The organism is Martinezella tropici, from assembly GCF_008370325.1.
Lineage (GTDB): Bacteria > Pseudomonadota > Alphaproteobacteria > Rhizobiales > Rhizobiaceae > Rhizobium > Rhizobium tropici_B.
Genome location: NZ_VNIP01000004.1, coordinates 18,536 through 39,103, shown reverse-complemented (window position 1 = coordinate 39,103; position 20,568 = coordinate 18,536). Strand labels below are relative to the sequence as shown.

Genomic DNA, 20,568 nt, shown 5'->3' with positions numbered 1-20,568 from the left:
TGATCGGGTCCATGTGGTGCGTAAAGAAGAAGAGCATCTAAGCCGCAGAATATCGGGGAGCTGGCGCCGTCAATGAGGGGTCCGAAATAGGCTGAAAGCCGGGGGTGTTTATGCCGAATATACGCGACCGCCAATTGGACGGCCTGAGAACCATTGCCGTTGCCATGGTGCTCTATGCACATTTTTTCGCGGCCGACGGCTCCATCTGGGGCCATTTAGGCGTTCGTCTCTTCTTCGTACTCAGCGGCTTTCTGATTACGCGACTGCTGTTGGAGGCACGAACCGATGCCCGCTACCAGCCGGCCACCGCATTGAAAGCATTCTATATCCGTCGCGCGCTGCGCATATTTCCTCCCTATTTCGCAGTTCTGGCGCTGGTGTGGGTCATCAATCTTGAAGGCGTTCGAGGCACCGGCAGTCTGAAATGGCATGCGCTCTACCTGGCAAACTACTGGTATGCCCTGCGCGGCGAATGGACGCCCTGGGTCCTGTGCCATACCTGGAGCCTCAGCATCGAGGAGCAATTCTATATCGTCTGGCCGCTGCTAATCCTACTGGCGCCGCGCCGGATGATCGAGCGCCTCTGTCTTGCCGTCATAGCCTGCTCGCTCGCCTATCGCCTCTGCTGGCCGCTGACGGGAACGCCATCGCTGGTGCGCGACCTGCTTCCTTCGGCCTCGATGGATGCGCTGGCGGGCGGCGCCTTGCTCGCAGCCTATCGCGAGAGGACACAGGCCTGGCCGCGTTGGATGCGGCGAGGCTGGATGCCGTTGGTGGCCGCCGCCGCCGTGGCACTCTCGCTGAGACCCGATCCAATAACACCGGTTCTCGACTGGTTCATCTGGATTGGCGCGGAGGTTTTTCCACTCGTGCCGCTCGCCATGCTGGTCGGTGGCGCCTCCTCCGGCTTTCGGTCGGTTTTTGGCCAGGTGCTCGAATCCCCGCCGATGGCCGCCACCGGGCGGGTCAGCTACGGCATCTACCTCTTCCATCCGATCGTACTTTCGCTGATCATCAAGGCTCAGGCCTTGATTCCGGTCAACGTCTCGGAACAGGGTTTCGGCCGCTTGATCGTCGGAAGTGTCGCGACCTTGGCTTTGGCTTCGATCTCCTGGCGCCTTTTCGAAAAGCCGTTGAATGGCCTCAAGCGCCATTTCCCCTATGTCGACCGCATCCATCCGCCGGCTGCCGTGATCGGCGAACCGTGGGAACGGCGAACCGATGCGAAAATATACCAAACGGCGCTCTCTCGCCGTGATGCCCATGATCACGGCGACGCCGTCCAAACCTCCGATCTGCAATAGCTGCGCGAGCTGAAGAATGTCCGTTCCCCTGATTTCCGTCCTGCTGCCTGTCTATAACGGCGAACCTTACCTCGCCGCGGCCGTCGAGAGCATCCTGCGACAGGATCACAAGCGCCTTGAGGTCATTGCCATCGACGATGGTTCCACCGACCGCTCGCTGAACATCCTGCAGCGGTATCAGGCGGTCGACGACCGCATTCGCATCATCTCGCGCGAAAACCGCGGGCTCATTGCAACGCTCAACGAAGGCCTGACCTTGGCGGAAGGCGAGTTCATCGCCCGGATGGATGCCGACGATATCGCCTATCCCGAGCGCTTTTCACGCCAGATCGACTTGTTTCGGGAGCGGCCAGAGCTTGCGATCAGCGGCACCGGCGTCGACCGGCTCATCGGCAATCGCGTCGTGCGCGGCACGCCCAATCCGATCCATCAGTCGGCCGACTGGCACGTGCTGTCGATGTTTTACACCGTCTTCATGCATTCAACCGTGATGTATAACCGCAATGTCATTCCGGCTGGCATGCTGACCTATGATGCAAGCTATGTGCACGCTGAAGATTTCGATCTGTTCCGGCGGATCACCCGCAAATTCCCCGCCGCCATGATCGACGACAGCCTCGTTGCCTATCGCGTTCACGACGAAAGCGTCACCAACAAACACAAGAAGCTAATGCGTCGTACGCATCTGGCGATCGCTGCGGAAAATCTCCAACGGGAAGGTCTGATCGACGATTCCCATGCCCTGCATGATATCGGTGCGGCGGCGACGCCGGACGCGGTTGCCCGTGCCGCCGACTGCCTCCTCTCCATCGAGGCAAGGATCGCCGCGCGCGGCATGCGAGCCTCCGCGAGCCACCAGGAAGGACTGATGTGCTTCTTCTATTTCGTCTACCAGCTCATCGCGGACGAGAAGCAGCCAGCGTTGACGCATCAGTTCCTCACCCAGACAGGCAAGTGGCATACGATACGGCGTCGCGAGCGGTATGGCCTTCGCGCCGCCATTTATGCGCCCTGGTGCAGCCGCCTTTGGAGTGATGCGAGCCTGCGCCTCGACGCCCTGGCAAGATATCGGCAATCGGTCCCGGCAAGAAGCGTGCTGCCGTTGCAGGGGCTTGCCTGACATGGCCGGGGAGGGTTCCGAAAATCCGCGGGAGCATATGCGGCAGGCTACAAAGCCCCCTCGTCCTTCCTTCGGTCGAGCTCCAGCGGCAAGTTTCATCGTCTGCACCCGCAACCGCGCCCCGGCGCTCGAAGCCTGCATCCGGTCGATCGAAGCAGCCAGTCTCGCGCATGGCGCGATGACAAGCGAGCTGGTGGTGGTCGACAACGGCTCGACCGACGATACCGCCGAGCGGCTGGCCCGGATCGTTACAACATCGAGCATCGCGATCACACCGGTGACGGAGCGACGCCGCGGCTTGGCCGCCGCCCGCAATGCGGGGATGGAACGATCTCGCGGGCGCATCCTAATCTTTATCGACGACGATTGCGAAGTGGATCTGCACTACCTGCGGGATCTGGAGCAGCATTACTTGGGCGGAGAGCGCCTCGTCATCCGGGGCGGCCGTGTCGAACTCGGCAATGCGCTCGATCTGCCGTTTACGATCAAACGATCGCCAGAACCGGCTCGCTTTACGCCAGATGTCCATCCGGGCGGCTTCATCCTTGGCTGCAACATGACGATGCACCGGGAAGTCGCCCAGCGCGTCGGCCGGTTCGACGAGCGCTTCGGTGCCGGCAGCGCGCTGCAATCGGCTGAGGACACAGACTATCTCGTCCGTGCCTTCAAGCTTGGCATTCCGATCGAATATGTTCCCGACATGAACGTGCTGCATTATCACGGGCGCAACACGCGCGAGGCGATCGAACGGCTTCACCGCAGCTACAGCCTCGGAAATGGCGGCCTCTGTCTGAAGCATCTGCTCGGTGCGCCTTGGCTCCTGCGTCATTTCTGCTGGACTTTCCGCTCGGCCTGGCGGGAATTATGGGGTGGGCCACGCTTCGATCCGGAAGTGTCCTTGTCTCATTGGCCGATCGTGTCCATGAATGTGCTGGGCGCGCTCGAATTCGCACGATGTGCGATGACGAGCCGCCCCCGACAGCCGGAACCGAACGAGATCAAACAGACAACCCGTTCATTGAGGTGAGATCCGCCATGCTGAAACTCCTCCTGCCGGGTCTGCAACTCCTGCGACAGGCGCTTGGCCGGCAAATCCGGCTGCTGCCAGTCGTCGTCGTCCTTGGCCTGATCGGCGCCGTGCTTGAGGGTACCGGCATCGGCCTCATCATTCCGATGCTCGGCATCATCGGCGGTGAAAAAGCCCCGACGGGACTAAGTGGATTTTCCGCCCTCTTCCAGCAGGCCGGGTCGGGTCTGGACGACCGGCAGCGGATGATGGCGATTGCCGCCTGCATTCTCGTGCTGATCACCTTGAAGAACATTCTCGCCTTCGCCAATACGGCCCTTACCAACTTCATTCACGGCAAGGCCGGCCATGCGATCCGCAGCGCGCTCGCCGATCAGCTCCTGAAGATCGGATATCCATTCTTCCTGCAGGAAAGCCCGGGCCGGCTGCTCAACATCATCTCCAATGAATCCTGGCGGGCGTCGGATGCGATACAGACGGTGCTTGCGGCGATCGTGAACGCGTCGGCGGCGATCATTCTTCTTGCCTTTCTGCTGCTGCTGTCGTGGCAGATGACGCTCTGTGTCGCGCTCGGCCTTATCCTCGTCCAGGCGGCGCATGCTGGCCTCTCCGCCAGCCTGAAGATGCCGAGCCGCAAGGTCGCTTCTTCCAACAGTGAACTTGCCAGCCGAATGCTGCATCTCGTTCACGCCGGACGGCTGATCCGAATTTTCGGTCAGGAGGCACGCGAAAAGGCCGTGTTCGACGGCGCATCCAACACAGTCAGAAAGGCGGGCTTCATTCTGCAGACCCGCCAGGGCGCGCTGCCGCCGCTGACCGAGGTGCTGCATTCGGCGCTCTTCCTCGCGGTGGTCGTCAGCGCCTGGGCCTGGGCGGTCAGCTTTCCTATCATCGTGGCCTTCGTGGTCTTGCTGTACCGGCTGCAGCCGCATGTGCGCGCCCTGCAGCAGGCATGGAGCCAGATGCAGGGCTGGAGCGGTTCACTGGAGGAAGTCCACTGGCTGCTGGATGCCTCCGACAAGCCGCAGCCGCCGGCTGGAGACCTGCCGGCTCCCCGACTGAGCCGGGAGATAAAATTCGACGACGTGACCTTTAGGTATCCAAGCTCTGCCGCACGACCGGTCGTGCTGCGCTCCGCCACCTTCGATGTTCGCCACGGCCGCTCCACCGCCCTCATCGGCCGATCGGGTGCGGGAAAGACGACGATCGTGAACCTGCTGTGCCGCTTTGTCGAACCCGACGAAGGCGAGATCCTGATCGACGGATTGCCGCTCAGCCGCATCGATCCCACGCAATGGCGAAACCGGCTCGCGCTTGCCAGCCAGGACCTGGAACTGGTTGACGGCACCATTCTCGAAAACATCGCCTACGGACAGCAGGCCTCGCCCGCTGAGGCCGAACAAGCGGCCAGGCTTGCCGAAGCGCATGAATTCATCGAAAAGCTCCCCGACGGATACGAAACGCTCGTCGGCTACAGGGGCGCCAGCCTGTCGGCCGGACAGCGGCAGCGAATAGCCCTCGCAAGGGCGCTCGTTCGCGATCCCGATATCCTCATTCTGGACGAAGCCACCAACGCCATGGATGGATTGTCGGAAGCCGCCATCGTCGAGACGCTGAAATTGCGCGCCGGCCGCCGAACCACGATCGTGATCAGCCATCATCGCAGCACGATCTCGTTCTGCGACGACGTCGTCGTCCTCAGCGGCGGGCGCGTCCGCAACCAGACGGCATTTGCCGAAGTCGCATCGCTCAGCATGGACCAGCTCTACGAGCAAGAGCTGCCATAGTTTCGAGCGGATATGTGGTGCTCTTGAAGGGTATCGACCTGTCGATGCAGTCGTTTGAATCCTAAATTCAGTCTCGATAACCGGAAAAACTGTCTCAGGCCGTGATGTCTTGGCTGTATCCAAGCCTGCCACTCTTGACTCTTTATTCGGCCGGTTGAACCGGCTTTCACTTTTTGCTCGGCCGCAATAGGACAACAGTTATGAAACTCTGAATCATCTCCGACATCCATCTCGAGTTCGGACAACCCTTTTCGCAGACCCCGCCAGAGGGCACCACTTCCTAGTTTGCGCGGGCGACGTCAGCACGAAAGGCATTGTCCCGAGCATTCAATGGCTTGCCGACGTCTACGCCCAGGCGCTCCCGGTCATCTTCGTGCCAGGCAATCACGAGTTCTATTCAGCGTCCGTCGAGGAAAGCATTCGCGATGCCCGCAAATTCGACGCGGGCTTTTCGAACATCCACTTTCTGGAAAATGACGGGGTGGAGATCGGTGGGGTCAGGTTTATCGGCGGAACACTATGGACCGATTTCCGGCTGTTCGGTCGAAATCCGGCTGTCAGCATGCCATACGCCCAAAGCGGAATGAACGACTTCAGGAAGATCAAATTCTCAAAGCTACCATGCCGCATGTTCAAGCCGATTGACGCCTGTCGGATGCGTGTCCAAACCCGGGATTTCATTGCGGCAGAGCTGCGAAAACCTACACCGCTGAAGACAGTTGTCATTGCCACCATGCTCCGTCTCCACAGGCGATCGACGTCGGTTTTCGACACGATCCGCTCTCCGCTTGTTATGCCTCGGATTTGGAAGACCTGCTGTACGAGGTCGAGCCGTCGTTGTGGGTGCATGGTCACGTACATCATCGAAATGACTACATGGTCGGCGATACGCGTGTTGTCTCGAATGCCCGAGGCTACCCGGGGAAGGAACGGGGTTTGAGCCTAGATTCGTCGTTGACGTGTAGCGAGTTCTACTTTGGTTGTGCCCAGACGGAGTGTCCGGCCTACCGACTTCGTTGAGTACAATTCGCCTGCCATCCGAACGACCGGGTCGTTTGATGCTTGCGTGTGGGCTTATGCGTCGGTCCACGTGTCTTTTGAAAGAAGTTGGAGCAGCATTTCGATCATGTCATCGCGCGGAAACTCTTCGTGTCGATAACGGGTCGAGGTTAGTCGACCCGTTCATGATGGTATCTCCACATTCAATTGAATGACAAAATCCATAGCGAGTTTTGGGCCCTCACGGGGCGTTGTCACCTTGTTTGCGGCTTAACGGTTGGCGAGATAGTTGCAGGAGATGACCACCTCTTATTCGTCCGGGCCGCCGTGAAGATTGGATCCTTAATCATGCCGCGCCAAGAACTCCGAAACCGTCTTCAGGCAAAGATCCTTCTCTTCGACGTGCGGCATATGGCTCGAATTTTCGAAAAGCACCCATTCACAGCCCTTGATCCTATCGACATAGGGCTTGACCACCAGCGGCGTCGCCTCGTCAAATTTGCCTGAGATCAGCAAGGTCGGCGCCTCGATGAGGGAAAGTCTGTCTTCGATCGTCCAGTCCTTCATCGTGCCAATGACGTGAAACTCGGTCGGGCCATTCATGTTGCGGTAGACGGTATTGTCTTCATCCATAGTGGCGAAGGTCCGGGCAACCTCCGCCGGCCAGGGCACGACGCGGCAAACATGGCGATCATAGAAGACGCGGGAGGCGGCGATATATTCCGGATCGGTGATCGTGCCGGCCCGTTCGTGCTTCAACAACGTATCCTGCACCTCCTGCGGCAGCTCTTCGCGAAGACGGTTCGCTTCCGCGACCCAGGTATGCATGTTGGCCGGCGAATTGGCGATCACCAGTGCCTTCAGCCCCTTCGGTCGACGCACCGCATGTTCGGCACCCAGCATGCCGCCCCAGGACTGACCGAGAAAGGCATAGCGATCCTGAATGCCGAGATGCCTCAGCAGCGTATCCAGCTCATCGAGAAACAGCGCCGGCGTCCAGAAATCGGGGCCCTTCTCAGGCAGACGCGTGGACTTGCCGTTGCCGAGTTGATCGTAGTGGATGACGGCGCGGCCATCAATTTCGGCAATGCCCTTTAAGCTATCGACATAATCATGTGTGCAGCCAGGCCCGCCATGGGCGACGATGAGCGGCAGCCTGCCGGAATCAAGCGAGCCGGTGACGCGGTACCATGTCCGGTATTCGCGAAAGGGTAGAAATGCTTCCTGCGTCGGAATTGCGGCCACTTGTCTCTCCATCTCCAGGCTTCGATGGATCAGACCATAACGCGGCCGAAACGGGTGCGGCAGCTATCACAAGTTATAGGATGGCTGCGCGTCCAGCAGCCGATAATGGGTGGCGCGGACGACCGCCTGGGTGCGGTTCTTGGCGCCGAGCTTCTTTGCCGCGGCATTCAAATGCATGACGACCGTCGGCACCGAGCGATCGATGATGCGGGAAATCTCCTTGGCGGAATAGCCCTCGGCGGAATAGCGCAGGCATTCCCTCTCGCGCTCCGTCAGCCGGATCTTGCCGACACTCAGCGCTGCGGTATCGAAGAGCGAATAGGCCGTCTCGTGAAAGACATGCGCAAGCAGGTTGAAATCGGCGATATAGCGCAGGGCGTCGCGCTCGAACTCCTTGTTGGCACCAAAACGGATTCCTGTGACCGTCGCATAATCGCCGCGCGGCATGTGCACCGGCACGGTGACACCCGTCGACATGTCGCGCTCGCTCAGGTAGCGCGCGACGGGAACGGTGTCCTCGCTCATGAAGCGCTTGATCAGCGTATCGGCGTCGGGATCATAATTCCAGAAGAACGGCGCGGAGGTTCGTAGCGCCACCTGCTGTACCGGATCGATGCGGAAATAGCCGCGATCGAACCAGTATTCATACATGTCGTTGGAGATGTTCCTGAGCTTCAGCAGCGAAGGGATCATGATCTTGCCGTCGAGGTCGTAGGGCACTGGCGAATAATCGTAGATCAAAGCCTCAAACCCGATTGCCTTCATGCCCTCGAAAATATGGTCGATACGGCCGTCCAGCGTCTGATGCGCCGTGAACTGGCGCCTGATGGTTCCGATTTGATCGAACATGCAGCTGTTCCCGTCTGTGCTTGCGACCTCCCAACCTATCACTTCTTATAGCTGGTGCCGAGCGCGGTTTAAGGTAAAAATTTAGCCATGCTCAAATATTGAGCAAGCGGAATCTTTCGCCGGAGTTGTCAATGTGGCGTGAAATTGAGCCGGAGGCGCGGCATGTCGTCGAGGTCGATGGCTACAAGGTGGTCGCCTATAGCTTTGGCAGCGGAGCCGAGACGGTCTTCTGCCTGAACGGCGGCCCGGGCCTGCCCTGCGACTATCTGCGCGAGGCGCATTCCTGCCTGATTGATAGGGGTTACAGGGTCGTCGCCTTCGATCAGCTCGGCACAGGCGCCTCCGACCGTCCCACAGACAGGAGTCTCTGGACCATCGGCCGCTATGTCGAGGAGGCTGAAAGCCTCCGCAAGGCGCTCGGCCTCGGCAAGGTCCATATGCTCGGGCACTCCTGGGGCGGCTGGCTGGCGATCGACTATGCGCTGACCTATCCCGAGAACCTTGAGACGCTGATCCTCGAAGATACCGTCGCCGACATGCCGCACCTGATTTCCGAACTGGAGCGGCTGCGCGCGGCACTTGGCCCGGAAACGGTTGCCATGATGCAGAAGCACGAGGCGCAGGGCACCTTCAATCACCCCGAATATCTCGCCGCTGTCACCATCCTCAATTATCGCCATGTCTGCCGCTTGCCGGAATGGCCGGCACCCGTCCGCCGTTCGCTCGACGATTGGAACATGGGTCCCTACGAGACGATGCAGGGGCCGAACGAATTTCTCTACATCGGCAATCTCAAGGACTGGAACCGCATTCCGGACCTTCCGCAGCTTGCCATTCCGGTGCTGATCACGGCGGGCGAACATGACGAGTTGACGCCGGCCTGTGCGCTCAGGATGAAGCTTGCCTTGAAGGATGCCGAACTCAAGGTCTTTGCAAATGCCAGCCACATGCCCTTCTACGAGAACCCGCAGGACTACTATCCGGCGCTCCTCGATTTCCTGTCGCGGCATAGGGCAAGCTGATGCAAGTTAAGGTGATCCAATCCCACCGACGACAAGGGGGCGATCGCCGCCATGCACCGCTATAGATTCATACTGACGCGACCGCTGCAGTTCCTTCCCGTCCTCTTCGGCATCAGCGTCATCACCTTCGTTCTGGTCCGCCTCATTCCTGGCGATCCCGCGCGCAATATCCTCGGCACGCGCGCCACGCCGGCAGCACTTGCCAGCATCCGCGCGCAATATGGCCTCGATCAGCCGATGTGGCTGCAATATTTCTATTTCATCAAAAACCTCGGCAATGGCGAGATGGGCAAATCGATCCTTTACAAGATCGATGTACTGCCCTTGATCTCCACGCGGATCGAGCCGACCGTCGCACTGGTCGTCTCGAGCGTCATCCTGTCGATCCTGATTGCCGTGCCGATGTCGGCGATTGCCGCGCGCAATGTTGGGCGCGCACCGGATCATATCGTACGCGTTGTCTCGACCTTCGGCATTGGCTTTCCGCCCTTCTGGCTGGGGTTGATGCTAATCATCCTGTTCAGCGTCCAACTCGGGGTTCTGCCGGTCTCGGGCTACGGCTCGACGATCGGCGAGAAGATCGCCCATCTCATTCTGCCGGCTCTCACCGTTGCGCTATCGCTTTCGACCGTGCTGACCCGCAGCCTGCGGGCGGCGATGATCGAATCTCTTAAATCGGATGTGGCGACGGCGGCCCGTGCCCGCGGCATGCCGGAGGGTATCGTCTTCTGGCGGCATGTCGTACCGAACTCACTAGTGCCGACGATCAACCTGCTTGCAGTCAACGTAGGCTGGCTGATCGGCGGCACGGTCGTCGTCGAAAGCGTCTTTGCCCTGCCGGGCATGGGGCAACTGCTGGTGCGCGCCATCTTCTCGCGCGACTACATGGTCGTTCAGGGAGTTGCGATGGTCTTTGCCTGCGCCACGGTGCTGGTCAACTTCCTCGCCGATATCGTCACCGTCGCCGTCGATCCGCGGGTGAAGCTATGAGCATCGACACGACAGCGACCGCCTCCCTCGGCTGGAGCAGACTCTTCAGGAAGCACCTGACGCTGACGCTCGGCGGCGGCATCTTTCTGTTTTTCCTTCTTCTGGCAATCTTGGCGCCAACCGTCGCGCCCTATGACCCGATCTTCCAGAATGCCGACATGCGCCTGCAGGCGCCATCGTTCCTGCATCCGTTCGGCACCGACAATTTCGGACGAGACATTCTTTCGCGCGTCATCTGGGGTACGCGCATCGATCTGCAGATCGCCGTCATCGGCGTGCTCTTCCCGTTTCTGATCGGCACCACGGTCGGCACCATCGCCGGCTTTTTCGGCGGCATTGTCGACGCGCTCTTCATGCGAATCGTCGATATCATTCTCGCCTTTCCCTTCCTGGTGCTGATGCTGTCGATCATCGCCATTCTGGGATCGGGATTGAGCAGCTTCTATATCGCCATGGCCCTGGTCGGCTGGGTCTCCTATGCCCGCCTCATCCGTGCGCAGATGCTGGTGCTGAAGGGCAGCGACTATGCCGTTGCCGCCGTCAGTCTCGGCTTCAGCCGTCCCCGGATCATGTTCCACCATCTGCTGCCAAATGCCATTGCCGGTTCGATCGTCTTTTCCATGTCGGACGCCGTGCTTGTGCTCTTGAGCGGTGCGGCCGTCAGCTATCTCGGCCTCGGCGTTCAGCCGCCACTTGCCGAATGGGGTGTCATGGTCGCGGAAGGCCAGAGCTTCATTACCACGACGTGGTGGATCACGCTGTTTCCGGGCCTTTCCATCATCTGCCTCGCCTTCGGCTTCAGCATGCTGGGCGATGCGCTTGGCGACCTGCTCGGGGTGCATGAATGAGCGAGCCCGTCCTCTCCGTCCGTGACCTCGTGGTCAAGGTCCGCCTGGACGACGGCGCACGCACGCTCATCGACGGCGTCTCACTCGATCTCGGCAAAGGTGAAATTCTCGGGCTTGTCGGCGAGAGCGGCTCGGGCAAGAGCCTCTTGTGCCGTTCGCTGGTGCGGCTGCTGCCGTCGTCGCTCCTGAAAATCGAAAGCGGCTCCATCCGTCTCGAAGGGCGGGAACTGACGGAAATCAGTGACGCCGAGATGCTTGAGGTGCGTGGCGGCAAGATCGGGATGATCTTCCAGAATCCGACGAGCCATCTCGATCCTGTCATGCGCATCGGCGACCAGATCGCCGAAGGCATCCGCTTCCATCAGGGGCTCAAAACGCGCGCGGCGCGCGCAGCCGCAACCGAGATCCTTGAGCAGGTCGGCTTTCCTGATCCCAAAAGACAGTATGACAGCTATCCGCACGAGTTCTCCGGCGGAATGCGGCAGCGTGCCATGATCGGCGTTGCACTCTCCTGCAACCCTAAGATCCTGATCGCCGACGAGCCGACGACGGCCCTTGACGTCACCATCCAGGCGCAGATCCTGCGGCTCCTGATCGACATTCGCGACAAGCGCGGACTTTCGATCATCCTCATCACCCATGATCTCGGCATCGTCGCTCAGACCTGCGACAGGATCGCCGTCATGCGCAGCGGCCGGCTGCTCGAACAGGGCCCCAAAAGGACGATCCTCGGCCGGCCTGAAAATCCTTATACGATCGATTTGATCAACAGCCATCCTTCCCTACCTAACGAAGCGGCAATGACGCAGCCGGAACCCACAAAGCCGGAAAGGTCAGCCAAGCCGCTGCTCGAAATCGATGATCTGCAGGTAGACTTCAGGGTCGGTGGCGGTTTCCTCAAGGGCAGCGGCGCAAAGACGGTCAGCGCCGTTTCCGGCGTCAGCCTGCAGGTCATGCCGGGCGAAACCATCGGCATCGTCGGCGAATCCGGCAGCGGCAAGAGCACGCTTGCCCGTGCAATTCTCGGCCTTACCTCGATTTCCTCCGGCCATGTCACCTTCGACGGTGTCGATCTCACTCAGCAGAAGAGCGCTGGCCTCGCAAGGCTTCGGCGCGAAACCGCCATGGTCTTCCAGGACCCGTTCAATGCGCTTAACCCGCGGCTGACGATCGGCCAGACGCTTGCCGAAGTCTTGAAAGTCCACGGCAAGGTCGCCAGGGCCGACATTCCCGCCCGGATCGGCGAATTGCTCGATCTCGTCGGGCTGGAGCGCGAATTCGCCGATCGCAAGCCGCGCAGCATGAGCGGCGGCCAGTGCCAGCGCGCCGGCATTGCAAGGGCGCTTGCCGTCGACCCGAAGCTCATCATCGCCGATGAATGCGTGGCAGCCCTCGATGTCACCATCCAGGCGCAGATCATCGATCTCTTCCGGGAACTTACGCGCAGGATGAACCTGACCTTGATCTTCATCGCCCACGACCTTGCCATCGTGCGCGATCTCTGTGAGCGGACCGTCGTGATGTATCGCGGCAAGATCGTCGAGGAAGGCCGCTCGCAGGAAATCTTCTCTCGCCCGAAACATGCCTATACCGCCGCGCTCATTGCAGCCATTCCCGATATCGATCCGGACAAGCCCTTGAATGGCGAACGCGATGCAGCACAGGCCGGGCAGACCCAATCAGCCAAACGCATGCGATAACAACGAAGGGAACGAACTCATGACCAACAAATGGAAGACAATCGGGCTTGCCGCAATTCTCGCCGGCCTGACGCTGAGTGCGAGCTTTGCCGAAGCCGCCGGCGTGCTGACCATCGGCCGCCGCGAGGATTCGACGACGTTCGACCCGATCAAGACGGCGCAGAATATCGACAACTGGGTGTTTTCCAACGTCTATGACGTGCTGGTGCGCGTCGACAAGACGGGCACGAAGTTGGAACCGGGTCTTGCGGAAAGCTGGACGACCTCGGATGACGGCCTGACCTATGTCTTCAAGATCCGCGATGCGAAATTTTCCGATGGCTCGCCGCTGACAGCAGAAGACGCAGCCTTCAGCCTGCTGCGCATCCGCGACGATCCGGCGTCGCTCTGGAGCGATTCCTATAAGGTCATCGACACTGCTGTCGCGGCTGACCCGCATACGCTGACGATCAAGCTCAAACACGCATCTGCACCCTTCCTGTCGACGCTTGCGCTTCCGAATGCCTCGGTCATCTCGAAGGCCGGCATGCAATCCTTAGGCGCTGATGCCTACGCGGAAAAGCCGATCGCCTCGGGCGCCTTCTCTGTTGAGGAATGGCGCCGCGGCGATCGCATCATCCTGAAGAAGAACCCGAATTTCTGGCAGGCCGACCGCGTGAAGCTCGACGGCGTCGAATGGATCTCGGTCCCGGATGACAACACCCGCATGCTGAACGTGCAGGCCGGCCAGCTCGATACCGCCATTTTCGTGCCGTTCTCGCGTGTCGAGGAGCTGAACAAGGACCCAAACCTCAACGTGCTGATCGATCCGTCCACGCGTGAGGATCACCTGCTGATCAATCACGCCCATGGCGACCTCGGCAAGAAGGAAGTCCGTCAGGCGCTGGACATGGCGATCGACAAGAAGGCGATCGTCGACGCCGTTACCTTCCATCAGGGCACGGTCGCCAATTCCTACATTCCAAAGGGTGCCTTGTATTACTATGCGGATAATCCGCAACGCCCCTACGATCCGGAGAAAGCCAAGCAGATGCTTTCGGCAGCAGGCGTCTCCAATCTCACTGTAAAGTACCTCATTCGCGCCGGCGACGAAGTGGATGAGCAGACGGCCGTCCTGGTGCAGCAGCAGCTCGCCAAGGCCGGCATCACAGCCAATCTGCAAAAGGTGGATCCCAGCCAGGAATGGGACATGACCGTTGCTGGCGAGTATGACATCTCGGTCAACTACTGGACCAACGATATCCTCGATCCGGACCAGAAGACGACCTTCGTTCTCGGTCACGATTCCAACAACAACTATATGACCAACTACAAGAATGATGCGGTAAAGGATCTCGTCGGCAAGGCACGGCAGGAGCTGGATCCGAAGAAGCGCGAGCAGATGTATATCGACCTGCAGAAGATGGCGAAGGACGATGTCAACTGGATCGATCTCTACTACAGCCCCTATATCAACGTCGCACGCAAGAACATCGATAATTTCCATCAAAATCCGCTCGGTCGCTTCTTCCTAGAAGACACCGTCAAGAATTGACATCTCAACGCCGAATCCCAAGCTCCGTTGTCGCGAAGGCAGCGGAGCATCGGTTTGTGCGCGGGTGGTGTTGGTTCGGGGAGCCGAATACATATTTCACCTGGTGATCCCCGACTTCTACTTCCATCTCGCGACGGCGCACGACATTCCGAAGCATCTCTGCGCATGTAGGAAAGCGGACTGGATTTGCTCTTTTGGATCGGTTTCACGTTCGGTTCTCCTGTTGGTTATCCGGCTGCGCCTATCGCGATCGGTCGAGGGATTTTCGCGGCCGCGTTTCTGGGCAGAAGGCGAACGACAGGCACGGCAGCACTGGATATGCATACCGATCTCATCAAGCCGTCGCAGCGGTAGCAGCGCCCCATGCAGCCGAAGTACCGTCAATTTCCGCAATGCCCATTGTAAAATCAAGAATTGAGCTTACATGGTGGATATCGACCATTGCTTGTGATGTCATTCCAGAGCTTTATGCTTCCGTTGGATTTCCTTTCAAATAATCGATCTTATCCCGCAAGGCATCGTGGGACCCACAACGATTGCTATGAAAGGAAATCGTTATGAACACCGGTACTGTAAAGTGGTTTAACTCCACCAAGGGCTTTGGCTTCATTCAACCTGACAACGGCACTACGGACGTGTTTGTCCATGTCTCTGCTGTCGAGCGCGCCGGCATGCGCTCGCTTTCGGACGGCCAGAAGATCAGCTACGACATTGTTCAAGACCGAAAGTCTGGCAAGAGCTCGGCCGACAATCTTCAGGCTGCATGAATTCGTCATTCGCTCCGCTGACCACGGATGTACTGGCAGCTAAGCTGAATGACTGTGAGAGAGGTCGGGTTCATGCCCGGCCTTTTGTTTTTCTGGGAATTGAGTTCTCACGCCGTAAGATGCGGCCAGGCCTTTGCTATGGCGCTGGAAACTCAAGACGTCGCGCGTTGCGGCCTATACATTTGACAATGCGAATTTTTACACCTCAACCGAGACGATATTGACGTCACGGCTTCGACCGCGCTTCGATCCGACGGAAGCGGCATCCCATCCGGTAAGGTCTATTCGCAACATGCGGGAAAACGACATTGCCTGCCAAACGGCGATACGGGCGCGTCTTGGACGTCAATAGCCGTACCATAGTAACCGCTGTCTCGGTGGACGGCCTTACCAAAACAAAAGGAGGACGCGATGTCTTCCAACAATTATTCCGGATGTGTTTCACGAAATCTGGTTCGGACGAGTACGTTCGGATACCGGGAAACCGCGAGCCTTTGCGCGCTTCTGGAAACCGCCGGTAGCAGAGACGCTCAGCGAAAACTGCCTTTGGCAAGCCTAAGGGCATTTCCCGATTTCGGCTTCGATCGGACAGCGCGCGTACGAACGGCGCCCGTGAACATTGCGCCTCTCCCGCTTTAGCCAATCCGTTTCGGAAGAAACGCCAACCCAAATCCAAGCTATCAAACAGCGCCCTCAATTATTAGGGCGCCAGAGGAGAACCCCATGGCCAAGGGCCAAATGCGCGGCAATCGAGAAATCCGCAAGCCTAAGAAAGACAAAACAGCAGCAGTAGCCCCCGCGTCATCCGGCTCGCAGGTTAAGCTTGCAGGCGGCAGCCCGGCAAGTCTCGGCAAGAAATAGCAAGCTGGCGCCCATCAAGGCAACGTCACCGGGAGGGGCGCGCGCTCGAACAATTCCAGGAAAAGTGCACAGCGGTTTTCCGTCCGGAATTGCGTAGAAACAAGAGATAGAGCGGTTCAGAGACCGCACTCACTATTCGAGGAACCAATGATGAATTACACCCCCCTGCAATCCGCAGAAAACCTCTTCCGCGCGCCACGCGGCGAAGTAGGATCAAATGCCGAAAAGCTCCTGAACCTTCGAAAGGGGATGCAGCGTCGCAAACGCGAGCTTCGAGACACCGAGCGCAAAGTCAGAGAGACTGCGCGCGTGGAGGGACAAACCTCTTCCGCACCCCCCAGGACAATCGTGTGACCAGATTCGATTATACCGGCGGGGCAGGACTCTCTGCTGGCAGAGCGACACGCGGCAGTGGCGGACTTCGCTATAGGCGTTTCGAAACCGCCGCCGAAGCCCTCCGCTTCGCGGTCGAGGACATGCCTGGCATACAGCAGCGAGGCGCTCTGCTGGAAGTAGACGAGGCGCGTTTCGACCACAACCAGATCCGCGCACTTTATGACGCGCCGGATTATCCGCTTTCACACCGGATCAAGTGAATGAGGCGACGTGCGGCTGGCGATCCGTCGCCCACCGGGCAAGTGATTGCGATTACGCCGTCGCTTGGGGGTCGGACGGTGGTGGAATATCCCTGACCGCCAGGGATAGGCTAAGCCAGCCCGGAGCGCCTTGAGAAGAACGACGGCCAGGACAGCGAATGGCGCAATTAAGCGCCGGCGGCCGGCCCGATCCGTGAGCGGCTTTCTTCTTCCTTTTTGCTTTCTCTCCCTTTCAAGGCCGTTTTGAACTGCTGCGTTCAATGACCATCGTCTCACCTTTGCCGAAATTAGGCGCGGGCGACAGGCTGAAACTTCATGTCCAAGCCGGCCGCTAGAGATTGTTAGCCCGCGGATTTTGTCCCACTACCTGCTCCGCATCGACGGGTACCTCAACCAATATGGATGGGTGACCGGGGCTGTAGCTTTCGCGCATGATCTCGGCCAGATTGCTCAGATCCGGCATCAGCCTGCGGCTTGACCAGCCGCAAGCTCGCGCCATCGATCCAAAGTCGATGCGGTGCAGATCGCTGTGGTAGCGATCGGATGAATAGTCGGGAATGACCACCGGCAGGCCCTGTACCATGATGCCGAGTGCGCCGTTGTCCAACACGAACAGGACGATTCCCAATGATCGCGCTTCGGCCAGGCAACCGGCAATCAACCGGAAGCAGCCATCGCCCGTAAAAGCGAAGACCGTCGCATCCGGTTTTGCAAGCTTTGCGCCGATTGCCGTGCCGAATGCTCCGCCCATTGCCGAACCGCGATAAAGCGAATGGAAGCGGACGTTCGGATGCGGGCGCTGCGTGACATATTGACGATCTTTGTAGGCAAGGCACACATCATCGAACGCAATGCTTCCTGGCTGCCATTGACGATCGAGCTCCTGATAAAATCGGGCAATATCGATCGTCCCGGCGCGTGGCGGCATGACCTCGCGATCATTGAGATCAGCCACGAAAGCCGGTGCCGGAGGGCGCGGCAGCTGAAGACCCTCGAGCCGGCCGATCGCTTCGCTCAGAACCTGATCGATTGGCCCTCGAACATCGAAATACTCGCCGCGCACACGATGCCGAAACTCGCCCCCAACGCTGCCGTATGGGGCGGCAAGGTTGGTGAAATTCCATGTCGTATGGGCAGGTATGTCGGAAAAATTCAGGGTATATTCGTCAGGGCAAAACCCGAGGGTAATGACGATATCCTCAGGGCCGAGGCTTCTCCAGAGCTGCATTGCGCGATCATTGCCGCCGAAGCCCAGATAGCCGAAACCGAAGATATTGTTGCGCGCCACCGCATTCGCCCCGTTTATGCTCCAGACGATCGGTGCCTGTAACACCTTGCACAAACGCGTGGTGAGGACAGGCATATACGGATACATAGCCGCCTCTTCGCCAGCGAGCACGATCACCCGACGCCCAGCCGATTGCCGCGGGAATTCGGCCAGAAAATGGGTGAGCGACCCATGGTCGATCTTGTTCGGTTTATGGGCGTGATCACCGCGCCAAGGCGTACGGACCGGCTCAGGCACTATCTTTCCGAGCGCCTCCGGCGGCATCATAAGAGCGACGGGCGAACCTTGAGCGAGGTGTTTGCGGGCCTGCTCGAGTTGTTCTTCGATACCGTCCGGATTGTCCAACACGAATGTGCCTGATGGTAGCTCGGCCTTCAACTGAGCCACGACGCCGGCACCTTCAGGGCTCGTATCTTGCAGCGGTGCATGGTATCGCGTCTCTGCCGGGCTGAGAGGAATGAGGTAGATTGCGGGAATATTGTGCAATTTCGCATCGCTCAGGCCGCAGGTCAGCAACCGCGTTGCGGCTCCCGTCGTTGCAATGGCCGCACTGATTTTCCCGCTCGCCAGATAGTATCCCAGAGGAATGAAGCCGGCGACGTACTCTCCGATATTGAAAAAGACCGGCCGCTCGGCCCCGTCGTCGGGGACAACCATCGGCTCGAGATGTTTGAGCAGATGGATGACCCCTCCCCCCGTGACGCCGGCATAGAGACGCACCTGCCAGGTCGCAAGCGTGTCGATCAGCAATTCATACCCTGTTTTCGGCTTGACTACCTGAGCATCGCCTGCCGTTCCGACTGCAAGATTCACCGTCATTGGCTAGCCTCTCCGTTATGACCTTTTCCTGAATTCAGCAAAATATTGACGTTCGTTCCCCCAGACCGGTTGGGCCCGGAGGAAGCGCAGTTCCGACATCCAGCCGACCCCGATTGCATGGTGTAGAAGCAGAATTATGCGATGCGTTTTTCGCGGGAGAAGGCTTCCATATCCGCAACCGTCGCCAGAAGATCCTCATCGCAAAGCGATGCCTTCTGATCCGCGATATCCTTGAAACGGGAGAAAGCGAGGTCGAGATCGGCATCGGAGCCGAACTCGACGCCCAGCGAGCGCATGCACATGCGGAAACCGTTGCGACCCGAATTCTTTCCGAGCACCAGCCGATACTCGTCGGCGCCGACCTCCGCCGCCGTCATGATCTGATAGGTCAACGGGTTCTTCAGCATGCCATCCTGGTGAATGCCGGACTGGTGCGAGAAGGCATTCCTGCCGACGATCGCCTTGTTAGGCTGCACAACGAAACCCGTGATCTCCGAGACGAGCCGGGAGGCGGCAGTCAATCCGCGGGTTTCGACCGAGGTCCGGCATCGGAAGAAATCCTCGCGCGTATGCAGCGCCATGACGATCTCCTCAAGCGACGCGTTGCCCGCCCGCTCACCGATACCGTTGATCGTGCATTCGATCTGGCGCGCGCCCTGCCGGGTCGCTTCGAGCGAGTTGGAAACGGCCATGCCGAGATCATTGTGGCAATGCGCGGAGAATACGGCCTTGTCGGCGTTCGGCACGACATTGCGCAGATAGGTGAATAGCTCGCCGTATTCGTGCGGCGTCGCGTAGCCGACCGTATCGGGCAGGCTGACCGTGGTCGCACCGGCTTTGATCACCTGTTCCACGAAGCGGGCAAGAAACTCGGGTTCCGACCTGCTCGCGTCCTCGCAGGAAAACTCGATATCCTCGGAATAGCGTCGCGCGTGGACCACCGCGCGAACGGCATGTTCGAGCACGTTTTCCGGTGTCATTTGCAACTTGTATTTCATGTGAATAGGCGAGGTCGCCAGCACGATATGGATACGAGACGACGCCGCGCCGGAAACAGCCTCCGCCGTCAGATCGATATCGCGCTCAACAGCGCGGCTGAGGCTGCAAATCGTACTGGCTTTGACGACGCGCGCCACGGCTTTGATCGCTTCGAACTCGCCGGGGCTGGAGACGGCAAAGCCGGCCTCGATCACGTCGACCTTCAGTCCTTCGAGCATAAGCGCGATCTCGACCTTTTCACCGGCGTCGAGGTTGATGCCGGGGCTTTGCTCGCCGTCCCGCAAGGTGGTGTCAAAGATAATGATCTTTTCGGTGTTCATGCGACTCTCCCGATCGATTGAAGCATCGGCATTGCCGAATTCGTAATGGTTGGCTGTATGCATTACGCTGAAGTCACGGATGGTCGACGCTTCGGGCGCATTTCATGCCAGCGGCGAAATCCATCACGTCCTGCCAGATCTGAGCCTAAGTGGCCCGGTTTTGCGAGATTGTGCATTTCCTGAAGTGTGCCCCATCCCGATGGCTTGGCTTTCGCTCGGCTCGGCTATCCCGACGACCGATGGCTGCGTCGGCTCGGGAACGGAATGAATGCAACATGGGCGCGATCGGAAGGGAGCTTCGTCCCCACTAGGGCGCGGCAGGCAAATAGATGATCGATTTCCGCAGCGGTCGGGTGACTGGCATATTGCCGTTGCAAGGCAGTCCAAGCCACATCGATTTTCGGAGCAAAGATTTCAAAATCTGAGAATTGAGTGTCCATAGCGCACCGAATGGTTACCATGGCGAGGATGGCTGCATTCGTGACGGCGGTAT

General features: G+C 59.2%; 17 protein-coding genes. 13 read left to right on the top strand and 4 right to left on the bottom strand.

The genetic code is table 11. The annotated features are described in order from the left end of the window. Nucleotides 1–110 precede the first annotated feature (110 nt). The 5 genes from FP026_RS05885 (at nucleotide 111) to FP026_RS05865 (ending at nucleotide 6,178) form a co-directional block, all read left to right on the top strand. Nucleotides 111–1,304, top strand: coding sequence for an acyltransferase family protein (locus FP026_RS05885; RefSeq protein WP_149633712.1), 1,194 nt, complete (start codon nucleotides 111–113; stop codon nucleotides 1,302–1,304). A gap of 16 nt (nucleotides 1,305–1,320) precedes the next feature. Then, complete coding sequence (locus FP026_RS05880; protein ID WP_149633711.1) at nucleotides 1,321–2,424, top strand: glycosyltransferase family 2 protein; 1,104 nt, start codon at nucleotides 1,321–1,323, stop codon at nucleotides 2,422–2,424. Between the two features lie 37 nt (nucleotides 2,425–2,461). Beyond that, entirely contained in the window at nucleotides 2,462–3,451 is a 990-nt protein-coding gene (locus FP026_RS05875; protein WP_246665259.1) for a glycosyltransferase family 2 protein, read from the top strand. 8 nt (nucleotides 3,452–3,459) lie between these two features. Further along, a complete protein-coding gene (locus FP026_RS05870; protein ID WP_149633709.1) occupies nucleotides 3,460–5,238 on the top strand; it encodes an ABC transporter ATP-binding protein in 1,779 nt (592 codons plus the stop codon). Nucleotides 5,239–5,446: 208 nt separating this feature from the next. Next, entirely contained in the window at nucleotides 5,447–6,178 is a 732-nt protein-coding gene (locus FP026_RS05865) for a metallophosphoesterase (protein ID WP_348642308.1), read from the top strand. 401 nt (nucleotides 6,179–6,579) lie between these two features. Here the strand turns inward: FP026_RS05865 and FP026_RS05860 are convergent, their stop codons facing one another. Both FP026_RS05860 and FP026_RS05855 read right to left on the bottom strand, forming a co-directional pair. Next, the gene (locus FP026_RS05860; protein ID WP_188112513.1) at nucleotides 6,580–7,494 is read right to left on the bottom strand and encodes a proline iminopeptidase-family hydrolase; all 915 of its coding nucleotides are present in this window, start codon (nucleotides 7,492–7,494) and stop codon (nucleotides 6,580–6,582) included. 54 nt (nucleotides 7,495–7,548) lie between these two features. Continuing rightward, nucleotides 7,549–8,331, bottom strand: coding sequence for a LuxR family transcriptional regulator (locus FP026_RS05855; RefSeq protein WP_149633707.1), 783 nt, complete (start codon nucleotides 8,329–8,331; stop codon nucleotides 7,549–7,551). 131 nt (nucleotides 8,332–8,462) lie between these two features. On the opposite strand from FP026_RS05855, the gene FP026_RS05850 reads away from it, so the two are divergent. The 8 genes from FP026_RS05850 (at nucleotide 8,463) to FP026_RS05820 (ending at nucleotide 16,649) form a co-directional block, all read left to right on the top strand. Then, nucleotides 8,463–9,353, top strand: coding sequence for a proline iminopeptidase-family hydrolase (locus FP026_RS05850; RefSeq protein ID WP_149633706.1), 891 nt, complete (start codon nucleotides 8,463–8,465; stop codon nucleotides 9,351–9,353). A gap of 51 nt (nucleotides 9,354–9,404) precedes the next feature. Continuing rightward, entirely contained in the window at nucleotides 9,405–10,343 is a 939-nt protein-coding gene (locus FP026_RS05845) for an ABC transporter permease (protein ID WP_149633705.1), read from the top strand. Further along, the gene (locus FP026_RS05840; protein WP_149633704.1) at nucleotides 10,340–11,191 is read left to right on the top strand and encodes an ABC transporter permease; all 852 of its coding nucleotides are present in this window, start codon (nucleotides 10,340–10,342) and stop codon (nucleotides 11,189–11,191) included. Before FP026_RS05845 ends, FP026_RS05840 begins: the two co-directional genes overlap by 4 nt. Then, on the top strand, nucleotides 11,188–12,891 hold the full coding sequence (locus tag FP026_RS05835; protein WP_149633703.1) for a dipeptide ABC transporter ATP-binding protein: 1,704 nt from the start codon (nucleotides 11,188–11,190) through the stop codon (nucleotides 12,889–12,891). Before FP026_RS05840 ends, FP026_RS05835 begins: the two co-directional genes overlap by 4 nt. A gap of 19 nt (nucleotides 12,892–12,910) precedes the next feature. Next, nucleotides 12,911–14,425, top strand: a complete 1,515-nt coding sequence (locus FP026_RS05830; RefSeq protein ID WP_149633702.1) for an ABC transporter substrate-binding protein — start codon at nucleotides 12,911–12,913, stop codon at nucleotides 14,423–14,425. 557 nt (nucleotides 14,426–14,982) lie between these two features. Further along, the gene (locus tag FP026_RS05825; protein WP_149633701.1) at nucleotides 14,983–15,192 is read left to right on the top strand and encodes a cold-shock protein; all 210 of its coding nucleotides are present in this window, start codon (nucleotides 14,983–14,985) and stop codon (nucleotides 15,190–15,192) included. A gap of 723 nt (nucleotides 15,193–15,915) precedes the next feature. Beyond that, entirely contained in the window at nucleotides 15,916–16,053 is a 138-nt protein-coding gene (locus FP026_RS30140; protein ID WP_188112512.1) for a hypothetical protein, read from the top strand. A gap of 350 nt (nucleotides 16,054–16,403) precedes the next feature. Further along, nucleotides 16,404–16,649: a hypothetical protein gene (locus FP026_RS05820; protein WP_149633700.1), complete on the top strand. Its 246-nt coding sequence runs from the start codon at nucleotides 16,404–16,406 to the stop codon at nucleotides 16,647–16,649. A gap of 331 nt (nucleotides 16,650–16,980) precedes the next feature. On the opposite strand, the gene FP026_RS05815 is transcribed toward FP026_RS05820, so the two are convergent. Continuing rightward, nucleotides 16,981–18,756: a thiamine pyrophosphate-dependent enzyme gene (locus FP026_RS05815; RefSeq protein ID WP_149633699.1), complete on the bottom strand. Its 1,776-nt coding sequence runs from the start codon at nucleotides 18,754–18,756 to the stop codon at nucleotides 16,981–16,983. Nucleotides 18,757–18,890: 134 nt separating this feature from the next. Further along, nucleotides 18,891–20,075, bottom strand: coding sequence for a 2-isopropylmalate synthase (locus FP026_RS05810; RefSeq protein ID WP_149633698.1), 1,185 nt, complete (start codon nucleotides 20,073–20,075; stop codon nucleotides 18,891–18,893). Between the last annotated feature and the right edge of the window lie 493 nt (nucleotides 20,076–20,568).

What these genes read in the sequence shown, in the direction of transcription:
- FP026_RS05840 (WP_149633704.1), top strand. Translation starts at nt 10,340, where the DNA reads ATGAGCATCGACACGACAGCGACCGCCTCCCTCGGCTGGAGCAGACTC.
- FP026_RS05850 (WP_149633706.1), top strand. Translation starts at nt 8,463, where the DNA reads ATGTGGCGTGAAATTGAGCCGGAGGCGCGGCATGTCGTCGAGGTCGAT.
- FP026_RS05880 (WP_149633711.1), top strand. Translation starts at nt 1,321, where the DNA reads ATGTCCGTTCCCCTGATTTCCGTCCTGCTGCCTGTCTATAACGGCGAA.
- FP026_RS05835 (WP_149633703.1), top strand. Translation starts at nt 11,188, where the DNA reads ATGAGCGAGCCCGTCCTCTCCGTCCGTGACCTCGTGGTCAAGGTCCGC.
- FP026_RS05815 (WP_149633699.1), bottom strand. Translation starts at nt 18,756, where the DNA reads ATGACGGTGAATCTTGCAGTCGGAACGGCAGGCGATGCTCAGGTAGTC.
- FP026_RS05860 (WP_188112513.1), bottom strand. Translation starts at nt 7,494, where the DNA reads ATGGAGAGACAAGTGGCCGCAATTCCGACGCAGGAAGCATTTCTACCC.
- FP026_RS05855 (WP_149633707.1), bottom strand. Translation starts at nt 8,331, where the DNA reads ATGTTCGATCAAATCGGAACCATCAGGCGCCAGTTCACGGCGCATCAG.
- FP026_RS05810 (WP_149633698.1), bottom strand. Translation starts at nt 20,075, where the DNA reads ATGAACACCGAAAAGATCATTATCTTTGACACCACCTTGCGGGACGGC.
- FP026_RS05870 (WP_149633709.1), top strand. Translation starts at nt 3,460, where the DNA reads ATGCTGAAACTCCTCCTGCCGGGTCTGCAACTCCTGCGACAGGCGCTT.
- FP026_RS30140 (WP_188112512.1), top strand. Translation starts at nt 15,916, where the DNA reads ATGGCCAAGGGCCAAATGCGCGGCAATCGAGAAATCCGCAAGCCTAAG.
- FP026_RS05885 (WP_149633712.1), top strand. Translation starts at nt 111, where the DNA reads ATGCCGAATATACGCGACCGCCAATTGGACGGCCTGAGAACCATTGCC.
- FP026_RS05875 (WP_246665259.1), top strand. Translation starts at nt 2,462, where the DNA reads ATGCGGCAGGCTACAAAGCCCCCTCGTCCTTCCTTCGGTCGAGCTCCA.
- FP026_RS05845 (WP_149633705.1), top strand. Translation starts at nt 9,405, where the DNA reads ATGCACCGCTATAGATTCATACTGACGCGACCGCTGCAGTTCCTTCCC.
- FP026_RS05825 (WP_149633701.1), top strand. Translation starts at nt 14,983, where the DNA reads ATGAACACCGGTACTGTAAAGTGGTTTAACTCCACCAAGGGCTTTGGC.
- FP026_RS05830 (WP_149633702.1), top strand. Translation starts at nt 12,911, where the DNA reads ATGACCAACAAATGGAAGACAATCGGGCTTGCCGCAATTCTCGCCGGC.